Genomic DNA, 19650 nt, shown 5'->3' with positions numbered 1-19650 from the left:
ACGCCCAAAAGGACGCAGCCTCATCGACAATGGCGTGGAATTACCGTCAGGCGGTTGCGGCATTTTCAAACGGCGGCGGTGGCCGCCAGCGCCAAAACAGCGCCAGCAGCGGAACAATACCGGCCAGCTCCGCCACCTCGCGGGGTGCAGCATGCCCAATGCCCCACCACAGCCCCACGCTGACGGCGCAGGTTGCAAGCATGAGCCCCCACTGACCGAAATTCATCGGCCGTGCTGCCCACTGAAAATATCCCACGGTGAGCAGGGCAACCCAGACCTTGGTGATGGTCAGGGACAGGGCCGCGCCCTCAAGCGGCATGGCCGGAATAAGCGTAAAACAGCAGATGAGATTGCAGATGAGGCCCGTGAGATAAAATCCCAGCAACAGTTTGTGACGACGCATGCCGATCATGGCGTAGGCAGCCAGATTGTGCAGAAAGGCCGTAGCCAGGCAGGGGGTCAGCAGCCGCTGCGCCGTCACGGCGCTTTGGTAGTTGGGACCGTACACCAAGGGCAGAAAGCGGTCGCTTTCTACACATATAAGAAAAATGATGGGTAGCGAGGCCGCCCACAGCGAACGCGCGGTCTGCCCCGCCAGCTGGCGGAATGCGCCCTTGTCCTGCTGCCAGAGCTTGGCCAGCAGGGGAAAAATAACCTTGCCCAGCAGTGCGCTCGAGACAAGAACCGACAGGCCTTCCACAGTTTCCCAGGCGACGCCGTAGCCGCCCACGTCGGCATTACCGCCGTACTGCTTGAGAAATATGACGTTAATTTTGTTGTAGAACATGGCGCAACCGGCCATGCAGGTAAAGACCAGGCCGTGCTTCATGTGCCGGGCCAGATCTTTCATCCCCTCCACGCCCACGCCTGCCAGGGGATTTCGCTTGAGGGCCACCAGGGCAAAGACGATGCAAAACAACGACTCCACTGGCTTGTAAAGCGCGATGGCAATGGGCGGCGCTCCCGCCAGAACGCAGGCTATGCCGTAGCCAATGCCCAGCAGGGCCGAGGGCACGCGAATGCGCATCTCCACATCCTGCCGGCCACGTGCCTGACACAAGGCAAAAAACGAATCACTTACCCCGTCCAGCCCCAACCCGGCCGCAATGCACATGACAACCACCCGCAACTCCGGCGCGTAGTTTTGCCAGCCGGTCACGAGCCAGGTCACGCCCAGCGCCAGCAGGAGAACAATCATCTTGAGCCAGGTAACCTCACCCAGCAGGGCCACTGGCCGTCCCTCGCGACGGGCAAAGGTGGAGAGCAAAAAATCGTTGAGACCCACGTCGGCAACGGTTTTTACCAGATAGCCAAACGTGAGCGCCAAGACCACCTGTCCCAGGATATCCGGGCTGCGACGGGCCAAAAGGATGGTAAAAGCGGTCCATGCCAGGTCGCGCGTCCACTGCGCACCCAGAATGTACCCCAGTCTGCGGGGGATGCTTTTCAGCTTCATGAAGCGGGCTTACCTGCTCCCCTTGAAACGCACCACGGCCTTGAACCCCGGCTTGAGTTCAAGATTGGGATTGGGAACAGTGAGCTCAACAGTGTAGTACGAGGGGTTTGAAACGCTCATGTCGTTGGAAACCCAAGAAATTTCATTTACCGTACCACTGAATTTCCTGCCGTTGAGTGAAGGTATTTCCACTTCGACAGAGTCGCCAGCCTTGATACCGCTGATTTCCGCCTCGTACACGGGAACCTGAATCAGCACGGGGTCAAGCCGACCCACACGGACAGGCGTGGTCCCGGCGGCAAGCAGCGAACCAGGATTGAGCGTGGCGTCCAGCGAAAGCACATACCCGTCGATGGGCGAGGTCAGCGTCAACGAGGAGGGCAGGCGTTCGCCTTCCTTGATGGAGGTGCCAAAGTACCCGCTCAGCTCCTCGAGCCGCGCGGTGAAGTTTTTTTCCGACTTCTGGATGGTCACCCGCAAAAGGTCGATGCGACGCTGCAGCGAGTGTACGTCGTCTTCAAGCCTGGTCGATGCCTGGGCGGAGCCCAGACCGGACGCGGCCAGCTGCCGGGCCTTATTGCGCTGGGCAGAGGTCTCCGCAAGGCGGCGCTCCAGATCAAGCACCTGCCCCTTCAGGTCTTCCGTTGCCGCGCCGGTGGTCACCTCGCGCTGCAGCACCCGCTCGGCTTCTTCCTGCAGGTGATAGCGCATCAAGGGCGCGCCCTTGTCTATGGCTTCACCTGGTTTGACCAGCACTTCGTCCACAACGGCGTTAAAGGGCACGGGCACGGCGCGGGTTACCGTGGTAACGACCTTGCCTGTCAAAATGGTGGCACCAGCACCTATGGAACTTTCAGCCGCCAGCACCGGGCTGCCCACTGCAAAGGAGGCGCCCAGAGCCGCAGAGGCGATAACGGCGAAGGCCAGGCCGCACCGCAGCCCTGCCGGAAGTATTTTTTGCATAAAAGGCATTACAGAACCTCCTTGGCCGGAAGCCCAAGGAACCGCTGCGCCAGCGAGTTGGAAAGCGACATCCACTCAAGCTGCGCCAGCTTGTAATCAAGATCGGCATTGATATAGGCAATGCGCGCCTGCACCATGTCTTCCTGTTTGTTGGCCATGTCGGGCAGCTGCACGATACCTTCGTGGAAGGAAATCTGCGCTTCCTTGAACTGCATGCTGGCCGTATCCAGCCGGGTTTTGGCAAGCTTGAGTTCGGTTTCGGCCAGTGCCACGCGTTGCTCGCTCTGCAGCCACTGGTTGGAATAATCGGTGCGCTTGCGGGCCAGCTCATGGAAGGCCTGGGCCTTGTTCATGCGGGCGGTCTGCACGCCGCGATACCTGCGCCCCCAGTCGATGAGCGGGAAGTCAAACGTCAGATGAAGGAACGTGTCTTCAGTGCCGCTGGTCGGCTGATACTGACCAGACGGCGGGTTGTTGTTGAGGGCGATGCTCATGGTGGGCACGTACTGCGCCCAGGCGACCATAATATTGTAGTCGCCCAGTTTTACCTGACCGCGCAGCAGCAGCTCGTCTTCGGTAGCGGGCCAGCGCTCCTCCCAGGTAAGCCTGTGGCCGTCAAAACCGGCCAGAACCGTGTCGGCGCTCTTGGTGTCCACCTCAAGGCGCTGCTGGGGCTCAACACCCGCAAGGATCTTGAGCTTGGTGCGCTGCATGATCTCTTTCATCCTGGTCTGTTCAAGCCGCAGCTCAAGTTCGCGCTGGTGCTGGATAGCCAGGTTGAGAGACACGCCCTGGCGGCCATCGACCGATTCCACCTTCTGCCAGTAATCCACAAGCTCCTTGCCGAGCGGCAGCAGTTCTTTTTGCGCTTCGACAATTTTTTGCTGGGCCTGCAGCTGCAGGTAGGCTTCGCCGATCTTGCTGATAGCCTTGCCAACGGCCTTGCGGTGCGTGGAAATGGCCAAATTGACCATGGCCGTCTGCACCTGATGCTCAAAATAGGTCGCCATGGGGTTGGGGAAGGCCGCAAAGAAGCCCACGCGAAAACGCGTCTGTCCGTAATCGCTGGGGGTGTCCTTGTTGTCCATGTTGTACCGCGTCAGGTTGTTGGACACGGTAAACTGCATATGCGGCTCGGGCAGATACTTCCATACGGCATCGGTCTGGGCAAGACGCTTGATCTCGATGTCCACAGCGCTGTTGACCAGGGCCGGCGACTGCTGGATGGTCAGGAACACGCAGTCCTCAAAGGAAAATACCTTCTTGGGGTCGTACAGGTTCGGCACCGCGGATTCGAGCTTGCTCTTGTTTTCCACCGGCACGCCGGGAGCTTCTTCAAGCCAGTGTTTGGCGGGAAGTTCAGGCGACTTGAGCCCGGCCTTTTTGGAGCAGGCCCCGGCCAGCAAGGCCGCCGTAAGCATCAGCAGCAGAAAAAAACGTGTGGTAAGGTTTGCTTGCGCAGTGAGCATCTGGCACCCTTTGCGTTTTTGCGTTGGCGCAACGCTGAGCAGATTGTGTGTTTATACCGACGGTACCTGGGCTGGCGCGAGCCCCGCCTGGACGCATCGGTCAAATTCAAGATGGTGAATAGTCAAAAAAACAGTACCCTTACTGTCAACAACCTGCGCGTCAAACCGGCGCAGACGCTTGGCAGACCAGGAGCGCTGCATGAGCACATGCAAGGGGCCGTTTGCCGGGGCCTCACCCATACGGATAAAACCCACAGCATGCAGACGCCATGCGCCAACGGCCTCAGCCATGGCGGCAGAATCGTCAAAATCCTTGGAGTATTCAGCGGTTATGGCCAGCCGTGCGGCCTGCATCACGCCCTCTACCACAAGCATGACGTCACTATACTCAGAATCAAGACCGGGGGCAATGCGTGCCTGCGGCAGACGCAGAGCCGCTGCATATAAATTTTCGGGCAAAACGGCAAAGTTTTCCACAAGATGCCAGTCCGCCCCAAGGCCGATGCTGCGGTAATAGCCGGACACATCCGCGCCGTCATGGTTCGCAGCCGCGGCCGGGGGCACCTCGTTCCACAGGGGGCGCACATCGCTGGCGTGGGCCGCAAGCCACACCATGCCTTCGCTTACCGGCGCGTACAGGGCCGTATGCCGCCCGTTGGGCGTCAACCCGCGCACCGCCAGGGTGCTGCGGCACATGCGCGTCATAACTTTTTCCTGCATCAGCCAGGGCTCGGCCTCGGTGGTAACCAGGCATTCACGCGTGACGCCGGGGGCAAGCCTTGGCGCGTCAAAAAAGCGCAGGTCGCAAAAACCGGAAACCTTCAGCCAGGGCAGACACTGCCGCGCGCCCTCCAGCAGGGCCTTCAGGCTGCGGCACACCGGCAAGGTAGGTACCGTATCTCCCAGGCTGTTGCCCTGCTGCCCGCCGTGGACGGACAGTGCCCTGTCGGCAAAGCGCGAAAAATGGCAGCCCCCCTGAAACAGGGTGGCCATGGGCCTGTACGGCGGCACAGGATCGGGAAAAACCAGAGGAAACTGCTCCGGGCATACGCGCACAAGCGCTGCCCCTGTAGGCTCATTACAGGCGACCGGACCCGTCAGGGAGCCGGGGCGCACCCAGAGCACATGGGAGGCTGTGCCGCATAAAAGCTCGCGTGCCAGCATGTCGCCCCATTCATCAAGACTGGCGCGTTCCGGGCCATGCAGCATGCGTATGCCGCGCACAGCAAGGCCCCTGGCGCTGGCGGCAGCCAGTATTTTGTCAAGCGGGGCGTCAAAAATGCAGTTTTCCGCATGCGGCGCAAGCACAGAGCAGGTGCCGACAAACCGCAGCCCATGGGGCTGGGCAGCCTCAAGCGCAGCTTGCAGCAGGTCGCCCATGCCGTCCGCCGCTGGGGCGCAGCCTGCATTCTCGGGTGCGGCAACCATTATGCCAGCGGGTACAGGCGGCACAAAAAGCACCCCGTCAACCCGGCCATAGTCTTGCGCCAAACCGGCAATGGCCGCCCGCACCTGACTGACCGCCAGCGACGCGTCGGCGCAATCCTCCAGGCTAATATCAAGCGGCGCAAGGCTTGCCCCAGCAGTGCCCAGGGGAGCGCACTGCTCAATCAGGTCGCGCGGCACGCCCAGCACGCAGCCAAGCGGCGCTATCCCGCTCAGCAGACGGGGCAGAATATTTTTATCAAACACGAGGAGCGCCAGCACATCGCCGTTTTTGAGGCTTACGCCCCTGGCGCACGGGTCAAGCGGCAAAGGTTCAAGGCATACCTCTGCTGCGGCATTCGCAGGGGGCAGCTCCGCAAGGGGCGCGTACCTGCGCAGGGGCTCCGCGCAGTTTTTGGCCGTCGCGTCGGGCTTGTCGGCAGTTTCCACGCGGGGCCCCGCGCGAAAACTCCCGCCGGAGAGCACCCGTGCAAGGTCGCCCACCGTCGAGACCTGCAGCAGATCTTCAAAATTAACGCTGATGCCCAGCGTTTTTTCCACATCCTGAACAATCAGGGGAAAGCGGCTGGAACGCAGCGCCAGATCATAGCGCAAATCCATCTCGGGGCGCAGGTCCGCAACAGGTCTGGCGCAGGCCTGAGCCAGAATTTCCAGCACAACCGAAAGGCTTTCGGCGTAGGAGGCCGTCGCGACAGTCGCGGCTGCCGCCGTGTCGCCCCCGGTTTCGGCAGGAACGCTTTCAGCCGCGGCAGAAAGAGCCGGTTCTGCGGGTGCTCCCGCGCCGTCAGCCTGGGCCAGGTTGGTCGGCGCAACGGGGCGCAACCCGCAATGAGGGGCGGGCATGCACGCCAGCAGACGCGATTCGCCGCCGTCGGCCGCCGCGTCGGCGCGGCTCTTCACCGCTGCGTGCGGCAGATAGCCCAGCGAGTACAGACGGGCGCAGGCCTGACGCATGCCTTCGACCTCGCGCCCTTTGCGTCCCGCCGCAAAACAGACGGCCTGCGGCTCGTTGTCGGTCACCAGGCTGCACAGGGTATCCTGCGGCCCAAGCTCGAAAAAATACCTGATGCCCTCGCGGTTCCACATGGTCTGCACACATTCCGTCCAACGCACGGAATTTTCGTCCAGATCGGCAATATGCATGCAGGTGGATGCGGCGTCGCCCGGATAAAACTGCGCGTCAATGCAGCTCAGCATTGGCGTTGCGGGCGCGTGCGTTTCGAGCGCGCTCAGACGGCGTAGCGAAATATCGCGCAGGACGCGCATGCTGGGATGGTGAAAAGCCAGACTCACGTTAAGCACAATGGCGGGGATACGACGTGTGCGCAGGCTTTTGCGGGCCTCCTGCAGCACTTCGCGCGGGCCGCTCAAAATAAACTGGTGCGGCGTATTGTAGTTGGAGACATAGAGCGCAGGAAAGGCGGCGCATGTTTCGCTGATGGCTTCGGCATCGGCATGCACGGCCATCATGCCCGTCTCGCGGGTGGCCCTTGCCTCCATTTCGGCCATGTGCACGGCGCGCGTGTCCATGATATACCAGGCCTCCTCCGGCGCGAGAATACCGGAGATACAGAGGCCGATGATTTCGCCCAGACTGTGGCCGCAAAACAGCGAAGGGCTGAGCCCCAGCGAAGACAACACGCTCCACTGGGCGTATTCAAGCATGAAGACGTAGGGCGACTGCCAGCGGGTAAGGCTGACCTTTTCCACGTCCGTTTCGTCCATGAGGCCCAGCACGTCCCAGTCGGCCACCGAGGCAAGGCGGTCCATGGCCGCGCGGGCAGCGGGAAAGTTGTCGTACAGCTCACGCCCCATGCCAGGCCATACAGACCCAAGGCCGCAGCACAAAACCGCCAGCGGCGGCGTGCCCCCGGCGCGCACGGGCGCTATCCACAGGCCGCGATCTTCCAGCCGGGCAAGGTCGTTGCCGTCAGGATTAGCGGGCAGGGCAAGCAGCTCCTGCCGCCATGCGGGGTTGACCGCACCAACGCGCCACTGCTGGCCTGCCTGGTGCAGATTGGCATAACGCACGCCATCAAGAGCTATTTCGCCCTGTGGGGTGTCTTGGGCTGGATTTTCGGAGTCCTGACGCATATCTTCATGCCTGTAAAGGGCCAAGGCCCTGCAACCCGACAGGATCGAGGCAGGGCAAAAGGGGCGTTGCAGCCAAATGGGTAACGGATCATGTTAGTAGATATCTACCAGCTTGTCCAGCCGGCAATGCCGTTCACGCTGGCCGCCACAAGGACAAAGGAGACCCTGTCTGCCCGCAAACTGGCTGTTGTTGCCGCTGCAATCGTTGCTTGCCATAGTTTCTTGCTTTGGCTATATTGATTTCTTACAATGTTGCGCCTGCCGATTGCAGCCCCCACTTGGCCCACCGGCATGGCTATTTTGGACAAATTTACGAGGATGAGGCATGAAGAACAACCATTCCTGTCAGGCTGGTCAAGAGGCGGTGCAAACTCCCGCCGCCGCCGAAAGCAGCGCTTCCGGATTCAACCGCACGCGTTCCAAGCTCGCCTTTGATCGGCTTGTGGAAATGGGAGCCAAGATGGGGATGGAAAATCCTCTGTTTCTTTGCCATGAACGTGCGGCCAAGGCCACCACGCTCATCTCCGGCAAGGAATATCTCAACTTTTCCACCTACGATTATCTCGACATCAACGGTCACCCCGAAATCACCGCTGCGGTCACCGAGGCGGCCGGCATTTACGGCACATCGGCCGGCGCCAGCCGTCTGGTCGGCGGCGAACGCCCCCCGCACAGGGAGCTTGAGCGCGCCCTTGCCGACCTGTACGGCGTGGAAGACTGCATCGTTTATGTCAGCGGTCACGCGACAAACGTATCCACCCTTGGCTTTTTGTTTGGCCACCGCGACGCCATTTTTCACGACGGTCTGGCCCACAATTCGCTGGTGCAGGGCGCGCGCCTTTCGAGCGCTTCGCGCTACTCGTACGCCCACAACGACTGCGACGCACTTGAAGAACTCCTCAAGGCCAAGCGCGCTGAGCACAAACGCGCCGTCATCGTTACCGAAGGGCTGTTCAGCATGGACGGCAACATCCCGGATCTGCCGCGCATCATCGAGCTGAAAAAACGCTACGACTGCATGCTGCTGGTGGACGAAGCCCACTCGCTGGGCGTGCTGGGCGCTACTGGCCGTGGCGCGCACGAATACTTCAACATCGACCCCACAGACGTGGACATGTGGATGAGCACGCTCTCCAAGTCCATGTGCGGCTGCGGCGGCTTTATCGCCGGACGTCATGAACTGATCGAGTTTCTCAAGTACGGCTCTCCGGGCTTTGTTTTCAGCGTAGGCATGCCCCCCATCATCGCAGTGGCCTGCCACAAGGCCCTTGAAATAATGCTGCGCGAGCCCGAACGGGTGCATAAGCTGCAAAAGATTTCGCAGTTCTTTATTGAATACGCCGCCAGCATCGGTCTTGATACCGGCGCGGCCCAGGGTTATGCCGTGGTGCCCGTCATGGTGGGCGACCCCATGGTTGCGGGCTTTTTGTCCAACGCCCTGTTCAAGCGCGGTATTTACGTGATGCCCATCACCTTTCCCGCAGTCAAGGAAGGCACGGACCGCCTGCGTTTCTTCCTTTCTGCCGCGCACAACGAAGACCACATCCGCAAGGCGCTGGACGCGGTGAAAGAAGAAATTCCCAAGGCCTGGGCCATCGTGGACGACTACAAGCGCCAGCACGCCAACGAGGGCGAAGACGCGTAAATTCTTATGACCCAAATCGCGGTCGAACTGTTGCCAGGGCGGGCGTTGACACTCCCGCTTTGTCGCCCTGCCATGCGGCGAAATCCTGCCTGTTCATTTTTTTCAGGGTAGGCGTCTGTTCGTCTGCCGTGCCGGGCCGTTTGGCCCGGCTCTTGTTTGCACCGGAGAAAACCATGACGCATTGTACAGGCGCAGATGCAGACAAAGGCGCATCCCAGCCGGTTTCAGAAAACCTGCCGACCATTGCCTATGTTCTGCTTTGGTTTCCCCTTTCCTCCGAAACATTCATCTTTCGCGAAGTCGTGCAGCTCATGGCGCGGGGCCTGCCCATCCGCGCCTACACCATGTACGGCAAAAGCCTGAGCGGCTGCAGCGAAGAGATGCGCAACTTTCCCGGCCCGGTGGAACGCATGGGCGTGGGGGGCACGCTGCGCATCCTGCAGGCATTTTTGCGGGCGCTTGGGCGCACCCCGCTCAAGGTCCTGACCCTCATGCGCAAGGGGTTTTTTCACCGCATGCGCAATATGGAATCCCTGGGTGAAAACCTCTGGTGCTTTATGGCCGGCTTTTTGCTGGCCGAGCTGTGCGAGCGCGACGGCATCAAGCTTATCCATTCGCCATGGGCAAACGGCCCGGCCACGGCGGCGTGGGTGGCGTCGCGCCTGACCGGCATTCCCTTTGCCTTTACCGGCCGCGCGGGCGACATCTACCCCCAGGACGGCCTGCTGCGCGAAAAATCCGCCGACGCCCTCTTTATCCGCACCAACAACCACGCCAACGTAAACTGGCTGCGCAGTTTTTGCCCTTCGGGACAGGAGGACAAGGTACACGCCATTTACAACAGCCTGACCTTTACGCCCAAGGGGCAGTGCGCTGTCAGCATGCGCCCGCCCTACCGCCTGCTTGCCGTGGGGCGCTTTGCCCGCACCAAGGGCTTTCCTGATCTGCTCACGGCCATGGCACGTCTGCAGCGCGAGAACATCCCCGTCAACCTCACCCTGGTGGGCGACGGTCGCTGGCGGCTCAAGCTCAAGGGCATGCGCGACAGGATGGGCCTGCAGAATATTGTGCACATGCCCGGCTTTATCCCCCACGACCAGATATGCGGCTACATGCTCGACCACGACATGCTCATCATGCCTAGCGTTGTGCACTCCAACGGAGACCGCGACGGCATCCCCAACGTGATCATGGAAGCGCTGTCGCACCGCATGCCTGTCATCGCCACCGATGTCTGCGGCATTTCAGAGGTTATCATCAACGGCGAGACCGGCCTGCTCACCCCCCAGCGCAACCCCCGCGCCCTGGCCAACGCCGTGCGCCACATGGTTGAAGACAGGGAGCACGCAAGCCGCATGGCCGAGGCCGGACGCGCCCGTGTGGAAAAAATGTTTGATCACGAAAACAACATCTCCGCCCTGCTGCGCCTTTATGTGGACGAAAGCCTGCGGTACTGGCGCAATACCGGCGGACGCGGCGGCAGCGAGGCTGTCGCCGACGCACCTGCGCACGCGCCCCTGGGCTCTGGAGCAGAAGGTCACGCATGAGCGCACGGCAGCCGCTTTATCTGGTCGTAAGCCTGGATGTTGAAGAGGAGGGCCTCTTCGGCGGGCACTACGCCCGTCGCGGGTTTTCCACGCGCAACACCGCAAGCCTCAGGAGCCTTGCCCCCTTTTGCGCCCTGGGCGTCCGCCCCACTCTGTTTTGCGCCCACAGCGTTTTGGCCGACAAAGGTTCGCATGCAACGCTGGCATGGCTGCGCGACGAGCACAACGCGGAAATCGGGGCGCACCTGCACCACTGGAACACCCCGCCCCTGACGCTGGACGGGGCGGACAGCGCCCTGCCCGACAAGGCCGACAGCGTGCCCGCAGCAGCCCTCACAGACGAACTTTTTGCCGCCAAACTGGCGACCCTGATGGAGGCTGGCCGGGCTTTTCAAACCCTGCCCATAACCTCGTTCCGCATGGGCAGGTGGGACCTGCACCGCAACCACTGGCCGCTGCTCGCAGCGGCGGGCATCCTTTGCGACGCCTCGGTGCGCCCTCTGCACTGCGCCGCAACGGCCCTAGAGGGCCCGGACCATTTTGACGCACCGGCCAACCCATACTGGGTCAATGCGGGGCACAGCAAGATTTTTGAAATTCCGCTTACAGTTACCCCGCTTGTTCCCCCGCTGCCCCGGCTGTTGCGCGGTCTGCCCGCCCCCCTGGGGGCAAAGGCCCGCGCAAGCCTCAAAACCTGGGGCGCGCTGGCCCTGCTGCCCGTCTACCACCCCCTTTGGGCCATGTGCGCCATCACACGGCTGTATGCGGCGCGGGGCGGTCAGGTGCTGTCGTTGACCTGGCATTCCTCAGAGATGATGCCCGGCGGCGCTCCCCACATGCCCGACGGCCGGGCGGTAGAACGCTTTAAAGGCAAGCTCGACGCATGGCTCAACTGGCTGCACAGGCTCTATAGCGTGCACTGCGTGACCATGGATGAACTGCGCCGCGAGCTCGGCCCCACCTCGCCGATAGTGCAGGGCAAGGGCGACTGGACATGCACTCCGTCAATCCCGTAACTATCTGTTTTTTGCAATAACCAACATGGCGACATTGATTATATTCGCACAGCGAGACGGCTACAGGAGCAATACCCAGCAACCTGCTGAGAATGCCCGCCGTATTTGGAGAAAACCATGACGGAAACCAGCACCCAGGCCTCCCGCCCCGCTTTCAAGACGGGCTTGCCGCATGTGGCCTATGTTCTGCTGTGGTATCCACTGTTCACACAGCCCTTTATTTTCAGGGAAGTAGAAGGCCTCAAGGGCTTGCTGCCGCTTTCCGTCTACAGCCTGTACGGCCCGAACCTGCGCCACTGCTCCAACGAGATGCGCGCCGTAGCCGGTGAAACGCACACCTACGGCATTCGTGCCCTGGGCCGCGTGCTGGGCGAGTGCTTTCGGCAGGTGCTGTTGCACCCGCTGCGCACTGGCCGGCTGTTTCGCAAGGCGCTTTTTCGCCGCTGGCGCAGCTGGGAAACCCTGGGGGAAAACCTGTGGGCCTTTTGCGCGGGCGTATATCTGGGCCGCCTGTTCAAAGAGGCAGGCATAGACATGATCTACGCGCCATGGCCCCGTGGTACGGCAACGGCCGCCTGGGTAGCCGCCAGGATTGCCGGTCTGCCCTATGCCACTGCCGCCCGGGGCGATAATCTGGAACCGGCCGACCCCGATCTTGGCGATAAACTGACCGCAGCCTTTTTTGTCCGAGCCAATAACGAGGCCGACAAAAAACGTATCGAATCGTTTGCCGGTGGACAGACCCTGGGCAAGGTGGAGCTTATCTACAACAGCCTCACCCTGCCGCCCCTGCCGCCAGGCGACGATGCCGCCCCGGCCGCCCCGGCAAATGACGGAGAGCAGGGCCCCATGGAACGCCCCGTGCGACTGCTTGCTCTTGGCCGCTTTGACGTTACCAAGGGTTTTGACGTGCTCATCAAGGCCTGCGGACTTTTGCGCGACCGGGGGCTTGATTTCAGGCTCACGCTGGCGGGCGGCGGCGGCGCTGTCATGGGCCTGGGGCGCATGGAAGCGGAAATCCTGCGCCTGCGCGAAAGCCTGCAACTTGAAGACCGCGTGCTGCTGCCGGGCATTATTTCGCACAACGAGTTGCCGCGCATCCTGGCCGAGCACGACATTTTTGCCGCGCCCTGCGTGGTGCACGAGTCGGGCCGCCGCGACGGCATCCCCAACACTGTCATTGAAGCGCTGGCGTATGGTCTGCCTGTTGTCAGCACCACGGTCAACGCCCTGCCCGAGGTGGTGCTTGACGGCAAAACCGGCCTTGCCGTTCCGCCCAACGACCCCGCAGCCCTGGCCGACGCCCTGCAGCGCCTTGCGGACGACGCCCCACTGGCCCACAGACTTGCGCACAACGGCAAACAACTGGCCGCCGACATGTTTGACCCCACCCGCAACAACCAGCGGCTGGCGGATATTTTTATCAAACACTATACGATCTGGAAGCAAAAATGTGCGGTATAGCAGGCATTTGTCAGATAGATGCCACACCTCTCACGCCTGAGGCCGGGCAATGGGTCAAGGCCATGACAGACCGCATGGCCCATCGCGGCCCCGACGGCGAGGGGCAATGGAGCTACGGCCCGGTGTGTCTTGGACACAGGCGGCTTTCCATCATTGACCTTTCCGGCGGCGGGCAGCCCATGCACAGCGCCGACGGGCAGCTGACCGTCACCTTTAACGGCGAAATATACAATTATGCCGAGCTTAAGGAACAGCTGACCGCCCTTGGGGGACATTTTCAGACCAGCTCTGACACCGAGGTCATCCTTGAGGGCTATCGCATCTGGGGGCCGGACTGCCTTGCTCGGTTTGACGGCATGTTTGCCTTTGCCCTGTGGGACAACCAGCAGCGCCGCCTGTTCTGCGCCCGCGACCGTTTTGGCAAAAAGCCCTTCTTTTACACCGTGCAGCACGGCAGGCTGTATTTCGCCTCCGAGCTTACGGGCCTTGAGCAGCTCAAGCATCTGAGCCTGAGCCTGGATCCCCGGGCGGTCATGCGCTACCTGGCGTACGAATATGTTCCCACGCCGCACAGCGTCTACGCCGAGGTGCAAAGCCTGCCCCCCGCGCACATGCTGCTGCTCCATGAGGGCAACCTGCGCATTGCCAGATACTGGGACATGCCCACGCCCGACGAATCCGACAGCCGCAGCGACAACGACCTGTGCGAGGAGCTGCGCTTTTTGCTGGCCCGCGCCGTGCGACGCCGCATGGTCAGTGATGTGCCGCTGGGCGTTTTTCTTTCGGGCGGCATCGATTCTTCCATCGTGGCGGGGCTCATGGCCCGGCAGTCTTCCACGCCCATCAAGACCTTTTCCATCGGTTTTAGCGAGGCCAGCTACGATGAGTCTCGCTACGCCCGCATTGTGGCCAGGGCCTTTGGCACTGACCACCACGAGCGCGTGCTGTCGGCGGAGGAATGCGCCGACACCCTGCCCGGCATCATCAGCCGCATGGACGTGCCCATGGCCGACGCCTCTGTAGCGCCCACATGGCTGCTTTCGGGCGTTACGCGCGAGAAGGTCACCGTGGCCCTGGGCGGCGACGGCGCGGACGAGCTGTGGGCTGGCTATGAGCACTACATCGGCTTTAAGGTCGCCCAGTGGTACAACGCCGCCCCGGCCGCCCTGCGCAAGGGCGTTATCGAACCGCTGGCCCGCATGCTGCCGTCGTCCGCCGGGTATATCAATCCGCGTCTGGCCGTGGCCACCTTTTTGCGGGCGGCCCACGCGCCTGCGTGGCAGCGCGTGCAGACCATGCTGACGGCTTTTACCCCGGAAATGCAGGAATCAGTCCTTGATGCGGGCTTCAAGGACCGTCAGCCCGGCTTTTTGTCGCCGGACGAGCTCTTTGCCCCCACGCGCGAGCATTACGAGCACTGGCAGCCGCAAAGCGCAGCCTCGCCGCTGGCTCGGGCTTTTCATGTGTATGCCCGCCAGTTCATGCTCGACGACATTCTGGTCAAGGTTGACCGTTGCTCCATGCTGCACAGTCTGGAGGTTCGCGCGCCCTTCCTGGACAAGGACGCCGCCGAATTTGCCGCGCGCCTGCCCATAAGCAAAAAGCTGCATGGTTTCAAACGCAAGTGGTTGCTTAAAAAAGCTTTTTCCGAGCTTCTGCCCGACGAGATCCTGCACCGCAACAAACGCGGTTTTCAGATCCCTGTGGCGCAATGGCTGCGTGGACGCATGCGCCCCCTCATGGAAGACCTGCTGAGCGAATCAACGCTCAAGGCGCAGGGAATCTTTAACTATCAGGCGGTGCGCGCCCTCATGGACGAGCACGTCTCCGGCCGGGCCGATCTGCGCAAGCCCCTGTGGACGCTGCTGGTGTTCCAGCTGTGGTGGCGGGCACGCCATCCCTGATGCGGGACTTCTTGCCACCAGCGCCAGAGTGCTTATATTACAAGCAGCGTGCGACAGAACCGCCGCAAAAATTTGCCTGAGAGGAAAATGCATGACCAGCCAGATCAAGACTGTTCTTCTGCTCGCCCTGCTTTCCGCCATCATAATCATGCTCGGTGGCCTGATGGGCGGACGCACAGGCGTTATCTTCGCCTTTGGGCTCGCCCTGCTCATGAATGTGGGCAGCTATTGGTACTCTGACAAAATAGTGCTCTCCATGTACCGGGCCCGTGAACTAGCGCCCGAAGAAGCCCCATACCTGCACAAGATTGTTGAAGAACTGGCGCACAATGCGGGCATACCCAAGCCGCGCATCTGCGTGATACCCGAAGAAGCGCCCAACGCCTTTGCCACGGGGCGCAACCCCGAAAACGCCGTTGTTGCCGTTACCGAAGGCATCATGCGTCTGCTCTCGCCCGAAGAGCTGCGCGGCGTTCTGGCGCACGAGGTGGGGCACATCGTCAATCGCGACATTCTCATCCAGACCATTGCGGGCGTCATGGCCTCAGCCATTGTGACGCTGGCCAATATTTTTCAGTTCACGGCCTTTTTTGGCGGGGGCAACAGGGACGAAGAAGGCGGCGTAAACCCCATCGCAGCCATCGCCATGGCCCTGCTGGCCCCCATGGCTGCCGGGCTTATCCAGATGGCCATATCGCGCTCGCGCGAGTATCTGGCTGACGACACCGGCGCGGCCCTGTGCGGCCAGCCGCTGGCCCTTGCTGGCGCGCTGAACAAGCTGGGCATAGCCAGCGGGCAGATACCCATGCAGGAGGGCAACCCCAGCACGGAACAGATGTTTATTGTTGCCCCCATGTTCGCCCACGGCAGCATGGCAAACCTTTTCAGCACCCATCCGCCTCTGGAAGAACGCATCCGCCGTCTGCGCGAAATGGCCGTTTCCGGGCGCTGAACCATAGCACATGAGGTTGATAATGGACGCTCGCCTTATTTGCACCGCCCTGCTGGGCCTGGCGCTTGTGGCCTGTACCCGGACGCAGCCCGCGCAGGAACCTGCGCCAGCTGCTCACGTGGAACCCTGCCCCTTTGTGTATACCTACGCCCCTGGCAACTACATTGTTGATATTGCCAGCGGTTCAGAGGTAATCCTCGATCCCGGCGTGCAGGAATTTGACCTGTTCTGCTCACCCGGCGAGGCCAGAGCCGCAGTCAACGAAGCGGTGCATCTGGGCGTACTGCCCCAAGGCGACTGGCGCATTTACCGCCTTGACGGCTCCATGGAAGAAATCGGCCAGCGCCAGCGGGCCAACCAGCATACGCTTTCGCGCATGACCCAGATTGTGGACTGGGTGGCCGAGAACCTCTAAAATCAATTTGACGCTCGCAAGCAAAAATCCCGGCATCACGCCGGGATTTTTTTTGCTACTGGCAGCGGGCCTCGCCCTTGCGAAAGACCATGGTCATCATATTGCCCCAAAACGGCGGAGAAAGCTCCACAGGTTCCTCGCCCCTTTTTTGGGCTTCCACAGCGCGGCTTACGGCCTGTATGTCGTTTGCCGGGTCAGCGTACGGGGTTTCTTCATAAAAAAACGTCTGCCCCACGGTGGTACAGCCGCGTGCCGCAAACTCCGCCACCAGCGATTGCGGCGTGTAGCCCACGCAATCGCAGGGCGTGAGACTAAAACGAAATTTGCGGCGGTACACCTGATGGCAAAAGGCCTCCATATTGGGCTGGGCCGTTACAAAGACATGCCCGCCGGGGCGCAGCAACTCGGCCGCCTTGCCAAAAAAACGACGCGGCGACTGCACGTACTGCAGCACGCCGCGAAAAATGATCAGATCATAGCCGGGGTCTATGGCCAGCTCGGGAAAATACCCCTCCCAGACGTCATACTTTTTTGCCGCCTTTAGCGCCGCCTCATGGCCGAACTCCACTCCGGCGCACTGATGCCCCGCAGCGGCAAACATATCCAGAAACAACCCGTCGGCACAGCCCACGTCAAGCACCCGCGACGCCGGGCGCAAAAACTGGGCAATAAAGGCGTAATCGACCGCGTACATGCGCTGACGCAGGGCGCATTCTTCGGCAACTGCGCTGTGTTCGCGGTTCTGGTAGTCTGTCCAGTAGGCGGCCAGCCCATCCGGGTTGAGCCGGTGGTCGCAATAGTATGCGCCGCAGTCGCACTTTTGCGCCAGTATCCCTTTGCCCGCTTCGTAGGCAACCTGACTGTGCCGCCCTCCGCAGACAGGGCACGAAACAACGTCCTCCAGGTACCGCTGGGCAAAAAAGTCTTTTTCCATGGCGTCCTCCGCTGCCAAACCCTAAATTTCACGTCCCGCTGTCTGGCGAACCATTTTGCGGCTTTGCAGTCGCAGCGTTGCTCACAGCAAGGTCTTGCACGCGCATATCTGACCCACAATTTCCATGGGCAGGTGTCGCCCGTTGACGGTCAGCCCTTCCAGCGCGTCTGTCACAAAAGTCACCAGGCAGTCGGCCAGTTCGACTCTGGCCGATTCTTCGCCAAAAACCGCTATTTCGGTATCCGGCATGTCCGGCAGCCCCAGCGAAGCTGGCGCTTCGACAAGGTCAGGTCCTAAAAACGAACGCCCGAGCACCGACAGGCCCAGATTGCCGACAACGGCCGCCTGCAGCCCCATGATGCTGTGCGCCGTGCATGTGATGCGCCATGAGCGCTGCGCCGCCCTCAGCACGTCGAGCATGACGCGCCGGTATGAGCAGGGGGGAGGCAGGGCCACCAGCGGCAGCGTGCCGTTGCTGTCCGGTTTGTACTCCGGCGAGGCTATCCAGACCAGTTTTTCGCGCCAGATCACCCGCCCCGCCTGGGGCTGGGCGTCGCGTTTGGCGATGACAAGGTCGAGGTCTCCGGCGTTGAGTTTTTCGACCAGCATGGTTGAAAGCCCCGTCATGAGCTCAAGCTGCACCTGCGGGTGTGTCTTGCCAAAACGCGAGAGCAACACTGGCAGCTGCCGTGGAATAAAATCTTCCGTTACGCCCAGCCGCAGGCGGCCTTCGATAGGGGGCGCGGTCAGACGGCGCAGGGCTTCGTCATTGCGGGCTATGATGGCGTAGGCGTGGGCCAGCAGCAGCTCGCCGTCGGTGCTGAGCACTACGGCGCGGCTTGTGCGGTTAAAAAGATTTTTGCCCACAATGTCTTCAAGCTTGCGAATCTGCTGGCTTATGGCTGACTGCGTACGGCCCAGGATATCCCCTGCGGTGGTAAAGCTGCCTGTCTCCGCCACTGTGGTGAAGGCGCGCAGCAGGTCAATGGCCAGATCTTGTTGCTTCATGTCAAATCGATAACAAACGCTACTCAATACCACAAGAACTATTAATTTTACTTCTTTGGTAGCTATCAATATTTTTACTTAGGCCGGGCATAAAAATTCCATGCGCTTTACCGCTCCAGGCGCACCTGCAGATATGAAGTCGGCCCTGTCGGTAGTTCCTACAGGCACCCAGACTTCATTACCGGCGACGGCAAACCCTCAACGGCCTTATCCGTCGCTCTCTCTGGGTAGAGCCGCGGCAGGCGGGATTGTCAGGCCCTGCCTGCCCGGCTTCACTCAAAACAGCCACATACCCCGAGGATATCCCATGAACGCAATTATTGCCACCGGCGGCTTTGGGCCAGAGGCGCCGCAGGCATTCAGCAATCAGGATCGGCCCATTCCAGAGGTACAGGACCATGACATTTTGGTAAAAGTCGCCGCAGCAGGCATGAACCCGGTGGACACCAAGGTTTTTTCCCGCCTTGATGCGGGCGACCGGCGCGTGCTGGGGTGGGTATGGTCGCGGCCATTGGCGATCAGGTGAACCAGTTTGCCCCGGGGCAACGCGTCTTTTATGCTGGCGACCTTACCCGCGACGGCAGCAATGCCGAGTATCAGCTTGTGGATGCCCGCCTTGCGGCCAATGCGCCAGCCAACCTCAGCGATGCCGAGGCGGCGGTCATGCCGCTGACCAGCATTACGGCATGGGAGGGTATATTTGACCGACTTGGCTTTATTGCCGAGGCCGGGCCCAACCGGGGCCGCAGCCTGCTGCTGATTGGCGGCGCGGGCGGCGTGGGGTCCATGATCATTCAGCTTGCCGTCTGGGCAGGCATAACGGTGGCGGCCACGGCGGGCAGACCCAGCTCGGCCCAGTGGTGCAGGGATCTGGGCGCTTCCGTCGTGGTGGGCAGGGACAACATCCCCGCCAGACTCAAGGAGGCCGGCATGCCGCAGGTGGACGCCATATTCTGCACCACCCACGCCGCCGACCATTGGGCCGCCATGGCCGAAGTAATTGCGCCGCAGGGCGGCGTTTGCCTTATCGACGACCCGGCGGTTCCCCTGGACATCACAGTGTTCAAGCCCAAGTGCGCCCGCATCTGCTGGGAATTCATGTTCGCCCGTTCGCTGTTTCAGACTGCGGACATGGGGCGGCAGGGCGAAATACTTGACGCAGTGGCCCGCATGGTGGAAGCCGGAACCCTGCGCACGACCCTGGCAGACACTCTGCACGGTCTCTCCGCTGATACTGTTCGCCAGGCGCACCTGAGGCAAGCCTCGGAGGCAATGGTGGGCAAGCAGGTCATTATCTTTTAGGCGGTGCTTGCCGGCCTGCGGCAAGCCTGCTCTGG

At 61.4% G+C, this 19650-nt stretch carries 15 protein-coding genes; 9 read left to right on the top strand and 6 right to left on the bottom strand.

The features are described 5' to 3' along the window. Positions 1–46: 46 nt before the first annotated feature. The 4 genes from DDIC_RS01545 to DDIC_RS01530 are packed head-to-tail and all read right to left on the bottom strand — an operon-like array spanning position 47 to position 7428. Positions 47–1456 carry an oligosaccharide flippase family protein gene (locus tag DDIC_RS01545; protein ID WP_136398821.1) on the bottom strand — a complete coding sequence of 470 codons (1410 nt, stop codon included), beginning with the start codon at positions 1454–1456 and terminating at the stop codon, positions 47–49. A gap of 9 nt (positions 1457–1465) precedes the next feature. Next, positions 1466–2428: an HlyD family secretion protein gene (locus tag DDIC_RS01540; RefSeq protein WP_136398820.1), complete on the bottom strand. Its 963-nt coding sequence runs from the start codon at positions 2426–2428 to the stop codon at positions 1466–1468. After that, a complete protein-coding gene (locus DDIC_RS01535) occupies positions 2428–3888 on the bottom strand; it encodes a TolC family protein (RefSeq protein ID WP_136398819.1) in 1461 nt (486 codons plus the stop codon). The genes DDIC_RS01540 and DDIC_RS01535 overlap by 1 nt, the downstream gene beginning before the upstream one ends. A gap of 51 nt (positions 3889–3939) precedes the next feature. Continuing rightward, positions 3940–7428 carry an acyltransferase domain-containing protein gene (locus tag DDIC_RS01530; protein WP_136398818.1) on the bottom strand — a complete coding sequence of 1163 codons (3489 nt, stop codon included), beginning with the start codon at positions 7426–7428 and terminating at the stop codon, positions 3940–3942. A 325-nt stretch (positions 7429–7753) separates the two neighbouring features. On the opposite strand from DDIC_RS01530, the gene DDIC_RS01525 reads away from it, so the two are divergent. The 7 genes from DDIC_RS01525 to DDIC_RS01495 all read left to right on the top strand — a co-directional run bounded on the left by DDIC_RS01525 (position 7754) and on the right by DDIC_RS01495 (position 16371). Beyond that, a complete protein-coding gene (locus DDIC_RS01525) occupies positions 7754–9073 on the top strand; it encodes an aminotransferase class I/II-fold pyridoxal phosphate-dependent enzyme (protein WP_136398817.1) in 1320 nt (439 codons plus the stop codon). Positions 9074–9246: 173 nt separating this feature from the next. Further along, on the top strand, positions 9247–10620 hold the full coding sequence (locus tag DDIC_RS01520; RefSeq protein WP_136398816.1) for a glycosyltransferase: 1374 nt from the start codon (positions 9247–9249) through the stop codon (positions 10618–10620). Continuing rightward, the gene (locus DDIC_RS01515; RefSeq protein WP_136398815.1) at positions 10617–11636 is read left to right on the top strand and encodes a glycosyl transferase family 1; all 1020 of its coding nucleotides are present in this window, start codon (positions 10617–10619) and stop codon (positions 11634–11636) included. The genes DDIC_RS01520 and DDIC_RS01515 overlap by 4 nt, the downstream gene beginning before the upstream one ends. A gap of 117 nt (positions 11637–11753) precedes the next feature. Then, complete coding sequence (locus DDIC_RS01510; protein WP_136398814.1) at positions 11754–13100, top strand: glycosyltransferase family 4 protein; 1347 nt, start codon at positions 11754–11756, stop codon at positions 13098–13100. Continuing rightward, the gene (gene asnB, locus DDIC_RS01505) at positions 13088–15004 is read left to right on the top strand and encodes an asparagine synthase (glutamine-hydrolyzing) (RefSeq protein WP_136398813.1); all 1917 of its coding nucleotides are present in this window, start codon (positions 13088–13090) and stop codon (positions 15002–15004) included. Before DDIC_RS01510 ends, asnB begins: the two co-directional genes overlap by 13 nt. A 91-nt stretch (positions 15005–15095) precedes the next feature. Then, positions 15096–15956 (top strand): zinc metalloprotease HtpX, encoded by an 861-nt coding sequence (locus tag DDIC_RS01500; RefSeq protein WP_136398812.1) that lies wholly within the window; start codon positions 15096–15098, stop codon positions 15954–15956. Between the two features lie 22 nt (positions 15957–15978). Further along, positions 15979–16371: a DVU_2496 family lipoprotein gene (locus DDIC_RS01495; RefSeq protein WP_136398811.1), complete on the top strand. Its 393-nt coding sequence runs from the start codon at positions 15979–15981 to the stop codon at positions 16369–16371. A gap of 55 nt (positions 16372–16426) precedes the next feature. Here the strand turns inward: DDIC_RS01495 and DDIC_RS01490 are convergent, their stop codons facing one another. Together DDIC_RS01490 and DDIC_RS01485 are read right to left on the bottom strand one after the other, a co-directional pair. Continuing rightward, positions 16427–17305: a class I SAM-dependent methyltransferase gene (locus tag DDIC_RS01490; protein ID WP_136398810.1), complete on the bottom strand. Its 879-nt coding sequence runs from the start codon at positions 17303–17305 to the stop codon at positions 16427–16429. Positions 17306–17386: 81 nt separating this feature from the next. Beyond that, the gene (locus DDIC_RS01485; protein WP_136398809.1) at positions 17387–18313 is read right to left on the bottom strand and encodes a LysR substrate-binding domain-containing protein; all 927 of its coding nucleotides are present in this window, start codon (positions 18311–18313) and stop codon (positions 17387–17389) included. A gap of 307 nt (positions 18314–18620) precedes the next feature. Between DDIC_RS01485 and DDIC_RS13910 the strand changes: the two genes are divergently transcribed. Together DDIC_RS13910 and DDIC_RS01480 are read left to right on the top strand one after the other, a co-directional pair. Next, entirely contained in the window at positions 18621–18839 is a 219-nt protein-coding gene (locus tag DDIC_RS13910; RefSeq protein ID WP_247647513.1) for a hypothetical protein, read from the top strand. Then, positions 18812–19615 (top strand): zinc-binding alcohol dehydrogenase family protein, encoded by an 804-nt coding sequence (locus DDIC_RS01480; RefSeq protein WP_247647512.1) that lies wholly within the window; start codon positions 18812–18814, stop codon positions 19613–19615. Before DDIC_RS13910 ends, DDIC_RS01480 begins: the two co-directional genes overlap by 28 nt. Positions 19616–19650: the final 35 nt, after the last annotated feature.

Source organism: Desulfovibrio desulfuricans (assembly GCF_004801255.1).
GTDB lineage: Bacteria > Desulfobacterota > Desulfovibrionia > Desulfovibrionales > Desulfovibrionaceae > Desulfovibrio > Desulfovibrio desulfuricans_C.
The sequence above is the reverse complement of the archived record's forward strand: the minus strand, read 5'-3'. Positions and strand labels throughout refer to the sequence as shown.